The sequence below is a fragment of the Rhizobium sp. ERR 942 genome (genome assembly GCF_007828395.1).
GTDB classification, from domain to species: Bacteria; Pseudomonadota; Alphaproteobacteria; order Rhizobiales; family Rhizobiaceae; genus Rhizobium; species Rhizobium dioscoreae.
In genome coordinates this window covers 1,148,764-1,164,824 of record NZ_VIUA01000002.1, presented here as the reverse complement: position 1 = coordinate 1,164,824, position 16,061 = coordinate 1,148,764, and the positions used below count along the sequence as shown (strand labels likewise).

General features: G+C 59.4%; 15 protein-coding genes. 10 read left to right on the top strand and 5 right to left on the bottom strand.

Features of this window, described 5'->3' with window-relative positions; all coding sequences use genetic code 11:
- The 6 genes from FBZ97_RS12300 (at position 1) to FBZ97_RS12275 (ending at position 5,973) form a co-directional block, all read left to right on the top strand.
- Positions 1-354 (top strand): TIGR04076 family protein, encoded by a 354-nt coding sequence (locus FBZ97_RS12300; protein ID WP_145319885.1) that lies wholly within the window; start codon positions 1-3, stop codon positions 352-354.
- Between the two features lie 5 nt (positions 355-359).
- Positions 360-1,415, top strand: coding sequence for an aldo/keto reductase (locus tag FBZ97_RS12295; RefSeq protein ID WP_145319883.1), 1,056 nt, complete (start codon positions 360-362; stop codon positions 1,413-1,415).
- Positions 1,412-1,840: a hypothetical protein gene (locus FBZ97_RS12290; RefSeq protein WP_145319881.1), complete on the top strand. Its 429-nt coding sequence runs from the start codon at positions 1,412-1,414 to the stop codon at positions 1,838-1,840. The genes FBZ97_RS12295 and FBZ97_RS12290 overlap by 4 nt, the downstream gene beginning before the upstream one ends.
- 52 nt (positions 1,841-1,892) lie before the next feature.
- On the top strand, positions 1,893-3,149 hold the full coding sequence (locus FBZ97_RS12285; RefSeq protein ID WP_145319879.1) for an ABC transporter substrate-binding protein: 1,257 nt from the start codon (positions 1,893-1,895) through the stop codon (positions 3,147-3,149).
- A gap of 134 nt (positions 3,150-3,283) precedes the next feature.
- Positions 3,284-4,582 (top strand): FAD-dependent oxidoreductase, encoded by a 1,299-nt coding sequence (locus FBZ97_RS12280; RefSeq protein ID WP_145319877.1) that lies wholly within the window; start codon positions 3,284-3,286, stop codon positions 4,580-4,582.
- 173 nt (positions 4,583-4,755) lie between these two features.
- Positions 4,756-5,973: an SfnB family sulfur acquisition oxidoreductase gene (locus FBZ97_RS12275; protein ID WP_113329196.1), complete on the top strand. Its 1,218-nt coding sequence runs from the start codon at positions 4,756-4,758 to the stop codon at positions 5,971-5,973.
- A gap of 81 nt (positions 5,974-6,054) precedes the next feature.
- Here FBZ97_RS12275 and ftsZ read toward each other — a convergent pair whose 3' ends face one another.
- The 4 genes from ftsZ to FBZ97_RS12255 all read right to left on the bottom strand — a co-directional run bounded on the left by ftsZ (position 6,055) and on the right by FBZ97_RS12255 (position 10,618).
- Complete coding sequence (gene ftsZ / locus FBZ97_RS12270; RefSeq protein WP_145319875.1) at positions 6,055-7,062, bottom strand: cell division protein FtsZ; 1,008 nt, start codon at positions 7,060-7,062, stop codon at positions 6,055-6,057.
- A 375-nt stretch (positions 7,063-7,437) separates the two neighbouring features.
- Entirely contained in the window at positions 7,438-8,643 is a 1,206-nt protein-coding gene (locus tag FBZ97_RS12265; protein WP_145319873.1) for an acyl-CoA dehydrogenase family protein, read from the bottom strand.
- A gap of 71 nt (positions 8,644-8,714) precedes the next feature.
- Positions 8,715-9,758, bottom strand: a complete 1,044-nt coding sequence (locus tag FBZ97_RS12260; RefSeq protein ID WP_145319871.1) for a substrate-binding domain-containing protein — start codon at positions 9,756-9,758, stop codon at positions 8,715-8,717.
- A gap of 185 nt (positions 9,759-9,943) precedes the next feature.
- A complete protein-coding gene (locus FBZ97_RS12255) occupies positions 9,944-10,618 on the bottom strand; it encodes a TetR/AcrR family transcriptional regulator (protein WP_145319869.1) in 675 nt (224 codons plus the stop codon).
- A 167-nt stretch (positions 10,619-10,785) separates the two neighbouring features.
- On the opposite strand from FBZ97_RS12255, the gene FBZ97_RS12250 reads away from it, so the two are divergent.
- Complete coding sequence (locus FBZ97_RS12250) at positions 10,786-12,090, top strand: cytochrome P450 (protein WP_246661760.1); 1,305 nt, start codon at positions 10,786-10,788, stop codon at positions 12,088-12,090.
- Between the two features lie 41 nt (positions 12,091-12,131).
- Here the strand turns inward: FBZ97_RS12250 and FBZ97_RS12245 are convergent, their stop codons facing one another.
- Entirely contained in the window at positions 12,132-13,169 is a 1,038-nt protein-coding gene (locus FBZ97_RS12245) for a dipeptidase (RefSeq protein ID WP_145319865.1), read from the bottom strand.
- 522 nt (positions 13,170-13,691) lie between these two features.
- On the opposite strand from FBZ97_RS12245, the gene FBZ97_RS12240 reads away from it, so the two are divergent.
- From FBZ97_RS12240 to FBZ97_RS12230, 3 genes are all read left to right on the top strand, one after another.
- Positions 13,692-14,879, top strand: coding sequence for a helix-turn-helix domain-containing protein (locus tag FBZ97_RS12240; protein WP_246661747.1), 1,188 nt, complete (start codon positions 13,692-13,694; stop codon positions 14,877-14,879).
- A gap of 268 nt (positions 14,880-15,147) precedes the next feature.
- Entirely contained in the window at positions 15,148-15,369 is a 222-nt protein-coding gene (locus FBZ97_RS12235; protein ID WP_069609932.1) for a hypothetical protein, read from the top strand.
- 195 nt (positions 15,370-15,564) lie between these two features.
- Positions 15,565-16,002 (top strand): VOC family protein, encoded by a 438-nt coding sequence (locus tag FBZ97_RS12230; protein ID WP_145319863.1) that lies wholly within the window; start codon positions 15,565-15,567, stop codon positions 16,000-16,002.
- Positions 16,003-16,061: the final 59 nt, after the last annotated feature.

Sequence of the window (16,061 nt, the reverse complement as noted above, 5' to 3'; positions counted from 1 at the left end):
ATGGCCGCTGAAAGCGACGACAGTTTCGAGCTCTTCGACCTTAGAGTGGAAGCGGTCATTCCCGAGGGCAAGCCGATCTATTGCGGCGCCAAGCCGGGCGACTATTTCGAACTCAACGGCGAGATGCTGTCCCTCCCTGCGGGCCAGGGCTTTTCGATCTACTCCATATCGGCCGTCCTGCCGCTGCTGGCGGCCAAGCAGCGACCAACCCACAAGAACGACTGGATGACCTCGGACGCGGAAATCGCCTGCCCCGACCCCAACTGCGCGAGCCGGCTGCGGATCGTCAGAACGGGCAAACGGCGGTTCAGCCATGCCGAAACAACGGCCGTGCCGTTGCCAGAAGGAGAATGAATTGCATGACCGCCAAGACTTTTGAGCTCAGCCCCGGATACGAGATTTCCCGCGTCATCCGCGGCGGCTGGCAGCTTGCCGGCGGGCACGGCGAAATCGATCGCGCCCAGGCCGTGACCGACCTGATCGCTGCTTTCGACGTCGGCATCCGCACCTATGATTGCGCTGATATCTATACGGGCGTCGAGGAGCTGATAGGCGAGGCGCGCGAACGGCTTCGCAACGAACGTGGCACGGAAGCCGCAAGCGCGATGAAGGTCCACACGAAGCTAGTTCCCGATCTGGAAAAGCTCGCAACCATCAGCCGCGACTATATTCGCGGCATCGTTGACAAATCGCTGCGCAAACTGAGGACCGAACAGCTTGACCTGGTACAGTTTCACTGGTGGGACTACTCGCTATCAGGCTATCTCGAAGCCCTGAGCTGGCTGAACGAGATGCGCCGCGAAGGCAAGGTGCGTAATGTCGGCACGACCAATTTCGATACGCCTCATATTACCGAGATTCTGAAAGCCGGCATTCCACTCGTCAGCCAGCAATTGCAATATTCCGTTCTCGATCAGCGGCCATCGCGTAGCCTCGCCAAGCTGGCGGGGGAGAACGACGTGAAGTTCCTCTGCTACGGCTCAGTGGCCGGCGGCTTCCTGAGCGACAAGTGGCTAGGGGAGCCGGAACCGGAAATGCCGCTCGAGAACCGCTCTCTGGTCAAATACAAGCTGATCATCGATGACTTTGGCGGCTGGGAGCTGTTTCAATCACTGCTCGGCACGCTGAAAGCCATCGGTGATCGTCATGGCGTCGATATCGCCACGATCGCCAGCGCCTGGGTGTTGGAGCAGCCGCAGGTGGCCGCTGTCATCGTCGGCGCCCGCAATCAGGCGCATGCGCTCGCCAATGCCACGATCATGGACATTGCACTTTCTGACGACGACCGCCGCCAGATCGCCGGCATCATCGCCCAAAGCCCTGGTCTCGATGGGGATGTCTATACGCTGGAGCGCGACCGCAGCGGCAGGCACGGCTCGATCATGCATTACAACCTCAATGCGGGGAAGGTATGAGCCAGCGATCGCTTCTCTTCCACAAAGCCAGCGCCGAAGTCATCGATTTCCATCGCTTCTTCGAAGCCTGGTACGATGCCGCCACTGCCGATCATACGGATTTCGGCCGCTGCGAGCGCACCTTCGGCCAGGCGTTCCATATGATCCCGCCGACCGGCCGTATCTTCGACCGCGCTGAAACCATCGAACTGATACGGGCAAACCGGGCGACGTTTCAAGGCAATTTCAACATCGAGATTTCGGATATCCGCGCGAGCTACGAAACTACGGATACGATCGTCCTGACTTATGTCGAAGCGCAGATGCGGGCCGGCAAATATAGCCGGCGTCAGGCGAGCGCCCTTTTCACTGCAAGTTCATCGGCACCCAACGGCGTCGAATGGCAGCATCTGCATGAAACCTGGCTGCAGATGCCGGAGACCTGACAGGTTCTAAAAAACAGAAATGAAAATCGTTGACCGAACAAGGGGAACAAAGATGAAGAAGACGATATTTCAAATCACGACGGCTCTCGCCCTTCTGACTGCAGCCGGCGTCGCCAATGCCGCGGACTGCAAAGTCACGGTCGGCCTCGTGATGGAACTGACCGGCCCGGCCGGCGAATATGGCCAGGCGGGCGCGAAGTCCGTCGAGATGGCCTTTCGCGATATCAACGCCGCCGGTGGCGCCCATGGCTGCGATCTGGTGACGGATACACGCGACAGCCAGAGCCAGGGCAATGTCGCAGTGGATGCTGCGACCCAGCTGGTGCAGGTCAAGAAGGTACCGGCCATTATCGGCGGCATTATTTCTTCGGTGACGATCCCGATCCTGACGTCGGTCACCGCACCCGCGAAGGTCGTGCAGGTATCGCCCGCTGCCTCTTCGCCGACGCTGACAGCGCTCGGCCGCGACGGCAAGACCAACGGCATCTTCTTCCGCACCATCACCTCGGATTCGCTGCAGGGCATTGCAGCCGCCAAATACGCGATCGACAAGGGCTTCAAGAAGCTCGCGATCATCCACGTCAACAATGATTTCGGCGTCAACATGGTCGCCGAATTCTCGAAAGCCTATAAGGCGCTCGGCGGCACGATCGTTTCGACGACGCCCTACAATGAAAAGCAGTCGAGCTATGCTTCCGAAGTGACAGCCGGCATGGGCGGCAATCCGGATGGCCTCTACCTCGTCAGCACGCCGGTCGACGGTGCGACGATTGCCCGCACATGGATCTCGCAAGGCGGCCCACAGAAGTTCCTGCTCAATGACGGCATGAACAGCCCGGACTTTATCGATTCCGTCGGCGCCGACTATCTGAAGGACGCCTATGGCACCTCCTCGGGCACGACGCCGACGCCCTCGACCGACTATTTCAACAAGAACTACAAGGATTTCTCGGGGATCGAACCGACCAATCCGGCTGCTGACCGCGCCTATGACGCCGGCGCGATTGTCGGTCTCGCGCTGGCTATCGCCGGCGACGACACATCCAAGCTCAAGGATGACATCTATAAAGTCGTCGATCCCAAGGGCACGCCGATCTATGCCGGTAAGGAAGAGTTCGCCAAGGCGCTCGGTCTCATCAAGGAAGGCAAGCCGATCCGTTACGAGGGCGTCATCGGCCCGGTCTCCTTCGATCAATATGGCGACATCACCGGCCCCTTCCGACTCTGGAAGATCGCCGACGGTAAGGTCGTCACCGACGGCGAGCTGAAGATGGAGGACGTTTCAGCCCTGAAGGGTAAGATCAAGTAGGCAACACTCTATTTTGCAAAAAGGCGAGGCGCTCCCATCGGCGTGCCTCGCTTGAAATCATCCTGGCGCAATCCTTTCAGCGGCTGATCTATGGTGACAGCTATCTGGCGTAGTTATTGAGAGACCCTCCGCTGATGCCCAGCAGTGCCACTCGCCCTACCAATCCGACCCTGTGGACGCTGACAGCCGGCCCTGCCCCTGAATTTTCCCACGACCTGCCTTCCCACTCAGATGTCGTTGTAATCGGCGGTGGCTTCACCGGCCTGACCGCAGCACTTCATCTTGCCCGCGCCGGTCGCTCCGTGACCGTTCTTGAGGGCGGGCGGCTGGGTGCGGGAGCCAGCGGCATGAATGCCGGCTTCGTCGTTCCGAATTTTGCCAAAGCCGATCCGGCGACCGTCCGTCAGAAGCTGCCGCGCGATAAGGCGGATGCGCTGTTGTCGCTCGTCGGTGCGGGTGCCGACGAGGTGTTTGCGACCATCGCGGAGGAGCAGATTGCATGCGATGCCGTGCAGACCGGTTGGCTGCAGCCCGCTTATGGCGACGACATGGCTGCGATCCTGCGCCAAAGGGCGAAGGACTGGACAGAACTTGGCCGTCCAGTCGAATTTCTCGATGCCGGCGCCATCCGCAACGAGACCGGTATGGCGATCTATTCCGGAGGATTGATTGATCACTCCGGCGGCACGATCCACCCGCTGAATTATCTCTACGGGCTCGCAAGGGCGGTCATGCAGCGCGGCGCTACGATCCGCGAAAACAGCGTGGTCGAGCACGTTGAGCGACATGGCAGTACCTGGCGCGTTAACCTCGTGGACCATGAAATCGAAACGGAGGTCGTCATCCTCGCCACCAACGCCTTCACGAGCGGCATAGCTTCCCGCATGGGCCGAACGGGCGTGCCGTTAAAGGTGTATCAAGTGGCGACGAAGCCGATCGATGCCGAAACCGTTGCGCGGATCGCCCCAAATCGCCGGCCTGTCGGCGATACGCGCTCCAACCTCTTCACCTACCGGCTCGATCGCGACAACAGGCTGATCAGCGGCGGTATGGCGATCAATCCGGTCGGCGCCTTCGAGCGCGTCGGTCGCGCCGTCGTCGACCGGCTCACATCCGAACTCCGTCTGCCGCGTCATCCGGGTGTGGAGATCGTCTGGACCGGAACGGCGATCATGACGCCGGATTTCCTGCCGCGCCTCTATCATTTCGACGACGGCTTCTTCGGAGGGATCGGCTGCAACGGCCGCGGCATCGCCATGACGGCGCAACTCGGTCGGACATTGGCGAGGCTGGCGCTCGGCGAAACGGCGGAATCTCTGCCGATTCCGCTGCAATCCGGCCGCGCACTACCATTTCATGGCTTCACGCCTATCATTGCTTCGCTTGCGCTGGCACATGCACGCTTTGAAGATTGGCGAAGCGGACGCCGCTAATCGGCGTAAGATCAATATTCATGAGCACCGGTACAGCTCCAGGCAGTAATTGACCATTAATTCTATAGAGAAAGGAATGAAGACGCGACCGCATCCCCAAAAATGAAATGCCTTTTCTCGAAGCCCGGCTTTGAATGCGGCATCGTGGCGCCGAATGAAATCGGAGCCTGTCCATGAACGCGCAATTGCACCATATCAACGCCACGCATCCGGAGGCCACGGTACTGGAGACCGAGCAACAAGCGCTGGCCGTCGCGCAGGAGCTTGCAGCACGCTTTGCCGCTAGCGCCTCGGAGCGCGACAGCGAGAGGCTGCTCCCCTTTGCCGAGATGGATGCCCTGGCACAATCCGGACTGCTGGCGATCACCGTCCCCGAGGAATATGGCGGTCTCGATGTTTCGAATGCGGCGCTGGCCGAGATCACGGCGATCCTGGCTGAGGCGGACGGCTCGATTGGACAGATCCCGCAGAACCATTTCTATATCCTTGAGGCTCTGCGCGTCGATGGCTCCGAGGATCAGAAACGCTTCTTCTTCAGCCGCGCATTGGCCGGCGACCGATTCGGCAATGCCTTGTCCGAGCGGGGCACGAAAACGGTCGGGCACTATAATACCCGCATTACCCGCGATGGACCCGGCTATCGCATCAATGGCCGCAAGTTCTATTCGACGGGCGTTCTCTTTGCCGATTGGATCACCGTCTTCGCGCTGGATGAAGCTGACAAGCTGGTCATGGCTTTCGTGCCGAAGGGTACGGAGGGCGTCGAAATCATCGACGATTGGGATGGCTTCGGACAACGTACGACAGGCAGCGGCACGACGGCGCTCAACAATGTCTATGTGAACGCCGACCATGTCGTCCTGCATCATAAGGGCTTCGAGCGGCCGACGACGATCGGTTCCGTCGGCCAGATCATCCATGCCGGCGTCGATCTCGGCATTGCCCGGGCCGCTTTCGCGGAAACGCTCGATTTCGTGAAAACCAGGTCACGCCCCTGGATGGATAGCGGCGTCGACCGCGCCAGCGACGATCCGCTAACGATCGCCAAGATCGGCCAGATCGCCATCCGGCTTGAAGCGGCGGCTGCGACCATCGAACGCGCCGGCCGCAAGGTCGATGCCGCTCAGGTCGAGACGACGGAGAAGCGGGTGGTCGAGGCGACGCTGGCTGTTGCTGCAGCGAAGGTACTGACGACGGAAATCGCGATCGAAGCGACGAACACGCTTTTCGAGCTTGCCGGAACAGCCTCCGTGAAGCTCGACCTCAATCTCGACCGTCACTGGCGCAATGCCCGCACGCATACGCTTCACGACCCCGTTCGATGGAAATATCACGTCGTCGGCAATTATCACCTGAACGATGTCATTCCGCCGAAGAATGGCGCGCTTTGACGGATAGACGAAGGCCCCGTCGCAGACGCCGGGGCTTCATACAAACAAAGGCGTAAGTCAGGAGCGCCACGCTGAGGACAGCTAGTGCCGATCCATATGGAGTTCCATGGACTGATCGGCGTGCGCCGCGAGGCTTTCCAGACCGGTTGCAACGACCGATACCCTGAACACCCCGTCGAGAGTCTTGTCGAAGATCGCACCGACGACGATATCGGCATCGGCAAAGACTTCGTCGCGGATGCGGCTGGCCGCCTCATCGACCTCGAATAGCGTCATGTCCGTCCCGCCGGAAATGGAGATCAGCACGCCCCGCGCACCCTTCATGCTCATATCGTCGAGAAGCGGATTGGAGACGGCGGCATCTGCCGCTTTCAGCGCGCGGCCCGGCCCTGACGCCTCGCCCGTTCCCATCATCGCGCGCCCCATTCCCCGCATCACGGATTTGACGTCGGCGAAGTCGAGATTGATGAGACCTTCCTTAATGATCAGATCCGTGATGCAGCTGACGCCCGCATACAGGACCCGGTCCGCAGTCACAAAGGCATTTTCGAACGTGGTCGTGGCATCCGCAATGCGAAACAGGTTCTGATTGGGGATGACAATGACGGTATCCGCACTTTCGCGCAGCCGCTCGATGCCCTGGTCGGCCGTGCGCATGCGCCGGTTACCCTCGAAGGTAAAAGGCTTGGTGACGACTCCGACCGTGAGGATGCCCGCCTGACGCGCGGCCTGAGCAATGATCGGGGCGGCGCCCGTGCCGGTGCCACCACCCATTCCGGCCGTCACGAAGCACATATGCGTACCGTGGAGATGATCCATGATCTCATCGATGGATTCCTCGGCGGCGGCTCGTCCGATGTCCGGCAGGGAGCCTGCACCGAGACCTTCCGTCACTTGTGCGCCAAGTTGAATGCGCCTGGTCGCTTTGGACGTCGCAAGCGCCTGTGCATCCGTATTTGCCGCTATAAATTCAACGCCCTGAAGTTGTTGCGCGATCATGTTGTTGATCGCGTTGCCGCCGCCACCGCCGACACCGACGACGGAAATCTTCGGTATCACCCCGGAAAGTGGTGCGCGCATGTCTGCCATGAAGGACTCCATTGGATCAATTTCATTCTCAATCGCGATCGCCCGTCCCTATTGGAAACGGACATTGGAGCGATTCGTGATGGAAGAGATCCTAGTGAGGAACGTGTGCGCATTGCGGCGTGCGGCGGCAGCCCTCCACAGAATAGTGAGTTGAGCACAGGATTTGTGAGCCGGATATCAGAACATCAATCGTCCAGCATCGCGGGAGACCACAATCGGGCGAGCCTGTTTGAAGCTGCGGCGTGTTCCAACACTGGTCCACGCCACACCAGATACCAATGACGCTGGCCGATCTTGAATGCGGATGAAGTCACCATCAGCTCGGATTACGAGCCGATCCACATCTTAAACTCCGTCACGTCCCCGTCCCGGCGTTTAGCTGTAGAGGCTGACCTCTGGAATCCGGTCATTGAGCACGAACTCTCCGACCTCCTTGGCCTTGTAGAATACCGGATCGTGCAGGGTGTGCGTCCGCACATTGCGCCAGAAGCGATCGAAGCGGTATTTCTCCGCGGTCGAGCGGGCGCCGGTGAGTTCGAATACGCGCGAGGTGATATCGAGGGCAACGTGGGTCGCGTGCACCTTCGCCGCATAGGCTTCGGCCGCTGCTTCACCGCGCTCGCGCGCCGTTGCCTTGTGTCCTCTAGCAAGAGCTTCCTGAACCGTCGCAGCAGCGCTGTCGGCCAGAGCGGCGGATGCCTTGAGGGCTGCGGTAAATTCACCGACACGCTCCAGAATATATGGGTCGTCCGATGCCCGTTCGACACCGGAAGTGATCCAGGGCCGCGTCGTCGTGCGGACATAATCGACAGCCTCGCGTAGCGCACCCTCCGCCGTGCCCAGATAGAAATTGACGAAAACAAGCTGGATGAGCGGCGTGTTGAAGGTCGCAAGCACCGGCGCTTCGCCACCGGTCGATGCCGCCTTGTCCAGGTCCTCTTCGTAAACAGGAAAATCGTGGAACTCGACACTGCCGCTGTCGGAGAGACGCTGGCCGAAATTGTCCCAGTCGTCATTGGCTTTGTAACCGGCCCGATTGGTCGGGACGGCAAAGCCAACGATCCGGTCATCGAGCGCGGCATTGGCGTTGACGTAATCGGAGACATGCGCGGCCGTGGAAAACGACTTGCGGCCGTTCAGGACATAACCGTTGCCGCGGCGCGTCAGCACGAGGCCGGGATCGCGCGGATTGACTGCTGCACCCCAGTAAAGGCTATTGGCGACCGTCTTGCCGCCGAGCTCCTGGGCGCGGGCCTCGTCGAAGGCCCAATAGATGTACTGGCTGTTGACGTAGTGATAGCCGAGAAGCTGGCCGATGGAGCTCTCACCGCGCGCAAGAATGCGCACCAGCCGCAAGCCATCTACCCAATCGAGGCCACCGCCACCGATCTGCGACCCATGCAGCGCGTTCAGCAAGCCGGCATTTTTCAGCTTGACGATCTCACCAAGCGGCGGCCGGCCTTCGCGGTCAAGCTCTGCGGCGCGCTTGGAAAGATCGGCTGCAATCTCTTCCGCTCTGGCAAAGAGATCTTCCCGCGTGACATTACGATTGCCCGCAAAGATGACGTTGGACTGGCTCATGATGTGAACTCCGGTTCAGTAGCGTAATCCGGCGGGATCGGAAATCCCGCCGACATATCGAGAATGGCTGCTTAAAAAAGCTTGTCCGGGATCCAGCTGGCGGTCACTGCATCGCTGGCGCTGAAGGCGGGAACTTTCTTGGCCAGTTCTTCAATCGTCTGGACGTTGGCGGCGCGAAGTCCTTCCTGCGTCAGCAGCGTCGGCTTGACGGTGATCTGATGCGGAACCTCCTGCCCAGCGACCTGCAAGGCGGCGGCACGGATGGAAACGGCGCCGACGACGGCCGGATTGGTCGCGACCGTTGCCACCCATGGGCTGCCCGGTTCGGTGATTTCCTGAATGTCGGCCGTCGATACGTCGGCCGAGTAGATCTTCAGTTTGTCGGCAATGCCGAGATCCGTGGCAGCAAGCTTCACGCCGCGGGCAAACTCGTCATAGGGTGCGAAGACGACTGATATATCGGGATTGGCCGCCAGCGCCGCCTTTGCCTGATCGGCAGTCGAGGTCGCGGTCGTATCGCTGACGTTACCGAAGCGAGCCTTTTCGACGACACCGGCATTCTGCTTCTTGAAAGCATCCCAGACCTCATTGCGGCGGTCGAGCGGAGCAAAGCCGGCGACATAGACATAGCCCGCCTTGAAACTGTCGCCATTTTCCTTGACCACCTGCTTCAGGGCGAGGTCGGCAAGTTCGTGATCGCTCTGCTCGACCTGTGGGATCTTCGGATTGTTGAGATTGACGTCAAAGGCAACGACCTTGATACCCTTGTCGAGCGCCTGCTGAACGACGTCGCCAAGCGATTCCGGCAGGCCGTGATCGATGACGATGGCGGAAACGCCGAGATTGATCGCCTGAAGGATCTGTTCACGCTGGGCGGCTGCGTCCTGGCGCCCGGGGAAAACGCGAAGATCGATATCGAGCGCCTTGGCCTGCGCTTCGGCACCCGCCTGATAGGCCTGGAAGAAATCGCCGGCGGAAATGTAGCTGACCAGAGCAACTTTTACGCCACCCTTGTCGAAAGGCGCAGGCGCACCGTTCACACCGGCAGCCAGCGCCGTCTGTGCCAGAAGAAGCGGGGCAACGGCCGACAGGGCAAGCCGTGTGAATAATCTCATCGTTGCGATCCTCACGATCCATCGGAAGCGTCGTCTGACGGATAGATGACCCTGCGACGCATGCAATTATTAGATATAAACCCTATGTTTTTAGTAGATTAAATCATCCGATTTTGGCTGGCTTCGGAGATTCTTTGTTCGTTTGCCGAGGGAATGGCGGCAAGGACTTACCCGGCGGAAAAGCCTCAGGCGAAGGGTTCCGCGAGCATTTCCTCGAGATCGGCCCGTGCCTGCGGCGAGAGATAGGGTCGCAACAGGCTCGCGACCTGGCCGAGCCCCCAATGCACATGCTGAGGCGTCAATTCCCCCACACCTTCCTGAAGACCGAGATAGACGGCCCAATAGGTGGCAACGATCCGCATATTGGTCATCAATGCATTGCGCTCCTCCGCGGCGGTGCTGATCAAGCCAGCCTCTTCCATGCGCTGAAAAATGGCATCGACGGAAACACGCATGCCGGCGCTGACCATCAGGATCGGCCCTCCCAAGCCGGGCGCGATTGCCAACAGGCCGGGAATATCGCGAAAGAGGAAGCGATGGGTCCAGACCAGCGAGAACCATTTGCGCAAAAAGCCGGCATAAGCTTTTGAATCCGCCCCTTCTACACAATCGGCTTGCCTGACGAGCGCCAATGCATCGGCTTCGAAGCGAGAAAACAAGGCCAGGACAAGCGACTCTTTGGTGCGGAAATGATAATAGAGATTGCCCTGGTTGATGTGCACGGCCTTGGCGATTTCCGCCGTGGTGACGGCTTCCGGTCCTTTCTGATTGAAGAGCGACAATGTCGAGACGAGAATCCGTTCGCGCGTATCGGGCCGCGCAGCCACGTCCTTCTTCCCACCACCTTTGCTGGCCGTCATCTCGCCCCCCTTGAAGCTCTAAGGTATCCACCTTATTCTTTGTAAGGTAAATACCTTAATCCTGATCTACAGGCATCCGCCGGGCTGAACAAGGAGACTGAAGGATGAATGCACGTGTGAACGCTGCCCATCTCTCGCAGACGACATTTCCCCTCACTCCGCGCTCGATGCCGCATGTCCTCCTGTCGCTGATCCGCAATCCGCTCGACGCACTGCCGCCGGAAATCTTCACCGAGCCCATGGTCTTCACCAAGGTGGGTGGAAAACTGCGGATCTATCTGGCCGATCCCGAGCTCATCTATCAGGCGCTGGTGCGCAATTCCGACGCGCTCGGCAAAGGCGAAGATGTGCGCCGCGTGCTTGGCCCGGCTCTCGGCAACGGCATTCTGACCTCCGATGGCGCCCATTGGAAATGGCAGCGACAGTCGGTGGCCGGCGCCTTTCGCCATGAAAAACTGTTGGAACTGCAGCCAGCCATGATTGCGGCGGCCGGGCGCAGGCGTGATCTCTGGCTCACCCGTAAGAACAGCCCCATCGACCTGTGTCAGGAAATGATGCGCACCACCTTCGATATTATCGTCGATACGATGATGTCGGGCGGCGAAGGCATTGATGTCGACAAGGTCGAGCGCAATATCACCAACTACCTCAAGCCGACCGGCTGGAAATTCGCGCTCGGCCTTCTTGGCCTGCCCGACTGGATGCCCCATCCCGGCAAGGAGAAGGCGCGATCGGCCGTTGCCTTCCTGCGAACGACCCTTGGTACGGTGATTGCCGAACGACGCCGCAGCGGCGGGGAACGGAGCGATCTGGTTTCCATGCTGCTTGACGCAGCCGACCCCGAAACCGGTCGCATGATGACCGATGAAGAGATCATCGACAATCTGATGACCTTCATCACCGCCGGGCACGAGACGACGGCGCTCGGTCTTGCCTGGACCTTCCATCTTCTTGCGCGCCATCCCGATTGCCAGGCCAAGCTCTTTGAAGAAATTGCCACCGTGACCGAGGGCGGCCCGTTGACGGCAGAACATCTCGGCAAGCTCACCTACACCAGGCAGGTCTTTTCGGAAGCCATGCGGCTCTATCCGCCGGCACCAATCGTTTCCCGCGCGGTAACTAGCGAATTTGCCATCGGCACGCACATGATACCGGCGGGCACCATTATCTATGTACCGATCTACGCCGTGCATCATCATGCGGATCTTTGGGAAGACCCGCAGCTTTTTGATCCCGACCGCTTTGAGCCGGCGGTGGCGCGAAACCGCCATCGCTACGCCTTCATGCCCTTCGGTGCCGGTCCGCGCGTCTGCATCGGCAATGGCTTTGCGATGATGGAGGCCGTCGCGATCCTCGCCGTACTCCTGCAGAAATTCCGCGTAACCGGCTCGACTGAGCCTTCGCCCAAACCGGTCATGAAGGTTACGTTGCGGCCCATGCATCCGCTGTCGATCAATCTCGTGGAGCGATAGTCGAGCGGGTCGTCTGCCCCGAACAGAAACGAGGGGGCGTCTCAGCCGCCCCAAGTCTGTTCGAGGACACGGACCCAGTTCTGATGGGCGATCTTGACAAGCGACTGATCGTCGAAGCCGTGCGCGCGCAGGGCTTCGATCAGCTTCGGCAAGCCGCTCGCATCGCCGAGCGCCGCTGGAATGGTCGTGCCGTCGAAATCGGAGCCGAGCGCGACATGCTCGATGCCGATACGCTCAGCAATGTAGGCGACGTGGCGAACGAGGACTTCGAGCGGCGTATCGGTGTTTCTAACACCATCATCCCGCAGGAAGAGCACGCCGAAATTGATGCCGACCAGGCCGCCGGTATCGCGGATCGCGTCGAGCTGCTTGTCGGTCAGATTGCGGCTGTGAGGGCTGATGGCATGCGCATTGGAATGCGAGGCGACCAGCGGCGCATTCGACAGCTTGGCGATATCCCAGAATCCCTGCTCGTTCATATGCGAGAGATCGATCATGATCCTGAGCTCGTTGCTGGCGCGGATCAGATCCTTGCCGGCGTCGGTGAGCCCTGGGCCGATATCGGGCGACGAAGGAAACCGGAAAGGCACACCATAGGCAAAGACATTGGGGCGGCTCCAGACCGGTCCGAGCGTGCGCAGGCCGGCCTCATGCAGAACGTAGAGAGCATCGAGATCGGCCGCGACCGCTTCCGCACCTTCGATGTGGAATACGGCAGCAAACTGGCCTTCGGCAATCGACCGCTTGATATCACCGGCCGTGCGGCAGACCTTCACGGCTCCCTGGGAGCGCGCTTCAATCGCAAGCAGAAGCCGCGCCATGGCCAGAGTTTCATTCAGCGCGTCGGGCTGAGCAGGTGTTGCGAAATCGGCATTTTCCGCCTTCGGCTGATCCGGCGACGGGATAAATATGGCGCAGAGGCCGCCCGCGAGACCGCCACGGCGAGCGCGAGGCAGATCGATATGTCCGGCAGCTTCGCCATTCAGGAAAGCATCGACGGAATTCAAGCCACCGCGGCACAGCCGGAGCAGCACGTCATTATGGCCATCGAAGACGGGGATTATCGAGGATTCGGTCATGTCTCATTCCAAAAATTGCAGTTGATATCTGCCTAGGCAAGCTTGGCGGAATGGGCAACTGCAAACTACGTATAGGGTCTGCGAAAATGGAATTGGTCGGTTGCAAGACCCCGCTGTCAAAACGTTCGGAAATTGCGATGGCGGCCGGGCGGTGCCAAGGCGGCGAGGCAAAGGCGGATAGTTTCGCAGCGGTTTTGCAGAGCGTCTCCATGGAGCGAGTTTTCGCTTTTGACGTGGCAGATGTGCCTGCACGAGACAAATCGGCTCAGCCAGCGCAATATTTTGCGGCAATTGCAGCGGGAATATAGGTTTGGCGACCCGCAACACTTGCTTTTTCTAAAATGCGCAGCAAATGAAAGCTTTAGTATGGTGAAAGAGCTGGGAATACGGCAGGAATTACAGCAGCATACCAGCTTGCTGAAGAAGGCGGCTCGAAGCGGAGACAGCCGTCTGCTTGAATAATGGATGGAGCGTAGATGGCGGCGCTCATGTCCTGTTCTAGCCGTATTCGAGGAGAACGGATTGTCTGATTTTCGGCGCGAGGAACGATCCGGATCTGCGTCAGACGAGGCGAAAGAATCGTCATGGCGCAAGGACAGGAAGTCATTACAGTCAGAACGGCGGCGCTTCCCGCGACCGGAGAAGGCGGCGACGGAGGAAGCCCTACCGCCTCCAGCCTTGCAGCCGCTGAAGTTTTCGACGCGCGACATCGAGCCGGCCGCGCAATTTGCCGCCTGGCAAGCTTATGTCGCTCCCGTGGCCGACGTGCGACTGCCGGATAATATCCCGCCGGAAGCCGGCTTTCCGGCCGATCATATCGCGTGGAATCTTGGCGGCATGCTCATCGTTCAACAGGATACGCCGCCCCATAGCTACATGCGATCGCAGGCGAAGGTGAAAACCAATCACATCGATCACTGGCAGGTCTCAGTGCCGACCAGTGGCCGGACCTGGACGGAAGTCGATGGCCACGTTCTGGAAGGCGAGCCGGGTAAGGTGGAACTGCGATCGCTGGGACACCCTTTTCGAGGGCGCTCGACGGAGGCGAAGGGCCTCTCGCTCTTCCTGCCGAGGGCATTGCTGTTCGACGTTCCCACACCAGTCGAGATCGAGAACAATATTGCGCTCTCCGGCGTGTTTACCAGCATGTTGATCGAATTCCTCGATAGCGTCGAAAACAATCTCGCGCGGTTTGCAGCCACCGATCTGCCGCACGTCGTCCAGACGGTGCGCAATATGATTGTGGCCTCCGTTTCGACCTCGGCGGCACAATCGACCGGCACGGAACAGCATAGCATTCTCGCCCTGACGGAACGCGTGCGGCGGTTCGTGGAAAGCAATCTCATTTCGGGCGATCTGACGGTGGAGCACATATGCCGTGAGCTCGGCATATCCCGTACCAGGCTCTATCAAATATTCGAACAATATGGCGGCGTGCATCACTATATTCAGCGCCGTCGCCTCCTGTCGGCTCATGCCGCCCTCAGCGATCCCGCCAATCGGGAACAGATCGTCGACATTGCCTTTGCAGTCGGCTTTTCCTCGGCAGCGCACTTCAGCCGAGCCTTCGGCAAGGAGTTCGGCTATAGTCCCCGTGAAGCCAGAAACCTTACCATCCCGCGCTATCTCGGGCAGGTCATCTCGCCGGCATCCTCCGGCAGCAGCCACTCCTTCGACGAATGGCTGAAAACCCTCGGCTACTATCACTAGACCGCGGATTTCTATGCCTCAAAGCGGGCGCGCCCGGAGGGCACGCGCAAGCGAGGAGCACGTCTTCCCACCCATCCCCGTGTCGGCCCGAAACCGCACTTCAGCAATTGCGAAAATGGACGCTGCTGCAAGTTTCCGGATGCACGTCTAACGACATATGGTGCGTAACCCATTAAAAAAGAAGAAGAATAGTCGTTCGGAGACCGAAGCCCTAGTGTTTGGTGAATGTACTGTGCGTCCAACGGGGCAAGTCATAGGGAAAACAGCAATGGTATCTACTCGCCAGACAATAGAGATCAGCAAGCCTCAGCATCCCGTCAATGACTCATACCGCGCAGTGGAGCGCGAAGAGGTCCTTGAAGTGGCCTTTCGTGACTTTGTTCAAATGGCGCTCGCTGCCGGCTGGAACGAGCCCGAGGTCGCTTTGACCTTGGCCGATATTGCCGATGACTATGTGATGGCTCTCGCTGGTAGAGTTGCTGAGAAATAGTGTACCGCGTCCGTCCGCGCTCCGCAGGGGTGAGCACGAACGGTTAGAAGCAACTCTCCAGCATGCCGTCGGTGACACCGCTCAAAAGAACAAGAAGGCGGCTCACCGGCGGCATGAATTTTATTCGGCAAGCAGTCAGCATGCTTCCTTCATGCCCTGCCCCATTCAGGCAAGATTTGTAGAAAGCAGGTCACGATGAAGATCAGGCAACATCTCTGGTTTCAACATGACATGGAAACGGCGATCGAACTTTATACGTCGCTTATCCCGGGTTCGGCAGCCGGATGGGTCTCAAGTATTCTCACCGACAATCTGAATGGACCGGCCGGCAGCGTAAAGTTTGCAGGTTTCACACTTGGAAATCGCGCCTATATGGGCTTCGAGGCAGGGCCATTCGACCGCTCGGAGCATAGTTCTTCCATCACAGTCGAATGTGCGACACAGGACGAGGCGGACCGTTTGCGTTATGCGCTGGGGGAAAGCCGTCCCGACGATCGCGGCCTTGTGAGAGATCCATGGGGCATATATTGGCAGTTTCTGGTCAGGCAGCAAAGCGCTGACGCCAAAATATCCGCCAAATCCGAGAAAATCGACAGCGTCACGGTCACAAAAAAGAAATTCGCCGCCGCCTGAAAGGCGCGGCAAAGCTATCGTAAAACTCGAAGGTCGCAGCAAACGCATGGCTTTCAGCC

What these genes read in the sequence shown, in the direction of transcription:
- FBZ97_RS12300 (WP_145319885.1), top strand. Translation starts at nt 1, where the DNA reads ATGGCCGCTGAAAGCGACGACAGTTTCGAGCTCTTCGACCTTAGAGTG.
- FBZ97_RS12295 (WP_145319883.1), top strand. Translation starts at nt 360, where the DNA reads ATGACCGCCAAGACTTTTGAGCTCAGCCCCGGATACGAGATTTCCCGC.
- FBZ97_RS12290 (WP_145319881.1), top strand. Translation starts at nt 1,412, where the DNA reads ATGAGCCAGCGATCGCTTCTCTTCCACAAAGCCAGCGCCGAAGTCATC.
- FBZ97_RS12285 (WP_145319879.1), top strand. Translation starts at nt 1,893, where the DNA reads ATGAAGAAGACGATATTTCAAATCACGACGGCTCTCGCCCTTCTGACT.
- FBZ97_RS12280 (WP_145319877.1), top strand. Translation starts at nt 3,284, where the DNA reads ATGCCCAGCAGTGCCACTCGCCCTACCAATCCGACCCTGTGGACGCTG.
- FBZ97_RS12275 (WP_113329196.1), top strand. Translation starts at nt 4,756, where the DNA reads ATGAACGCGCAATTGCACCATATCAACGCCACGCATCCGGAGGCCACG.
- ftsZ (WP_145319875.1), bottom strand. Translation starts at nt 7,062, where the DNA reads ATGGCAGACATGCGCGCACCACTTTCCGGGGTGATACCGAAGATTTCC.
- FBZ97_RS12265 (WP_145319873.1), bottom strand. Translation starts at nt 8,643, where the DNA reads ATGAGCCAGTCCAACGTCATCTTTGCGGGCAATCGTAATGTCACGCGG.
- FBZ97_RS12260 (WP_145319871.1), bottom strand. Translation starts at nt 9,758, where the DNA reads ATGAGATTATTCACACGGCTTGCCCTGTCGGCCGTTGCCCCGCTTCTT.
- FBZ97_RS12255 (WP_145319869.1), bottom strand. Translation starts at nt 10,618, where the DNA reads ATGACGGCCAGCAAAGGTGGTGGGAAGAAGGACGTGGCTGCGCGGCCC.
- FBZ97_RS12250 (WP_246661760.1), top strand. Translation starts at nt 10,786, where the DNA reads ATGCCGCATGTCCTCCTGTCGCTGATCCGCAATCCGCTCGACGCACTG.
- FBZ97_RS12245 (WP_145319865.1), bottom strand. Translation starts at nt 13,169, where the DNA reads ATGACCGAATCCTCGATAATCCCCGTCTTCGATGGCCATAATGACGTG.
- FBZ97_RS12235 (WP_069609932.1), top strand. Translation starts at nt 15,148, where the DNA reads ATGGTATCTACTCGCCAGACAATAGAGATCAGCAAGCCTCAGCATCCC.
- FBZ97_RS12230 (WP_145319863.1), top strand. Translation starts at nt 15,565, where the DNA reads ATGAAGATCAGGCAACATCTCTGGTTTCAACATGACATGGAAACGGCG.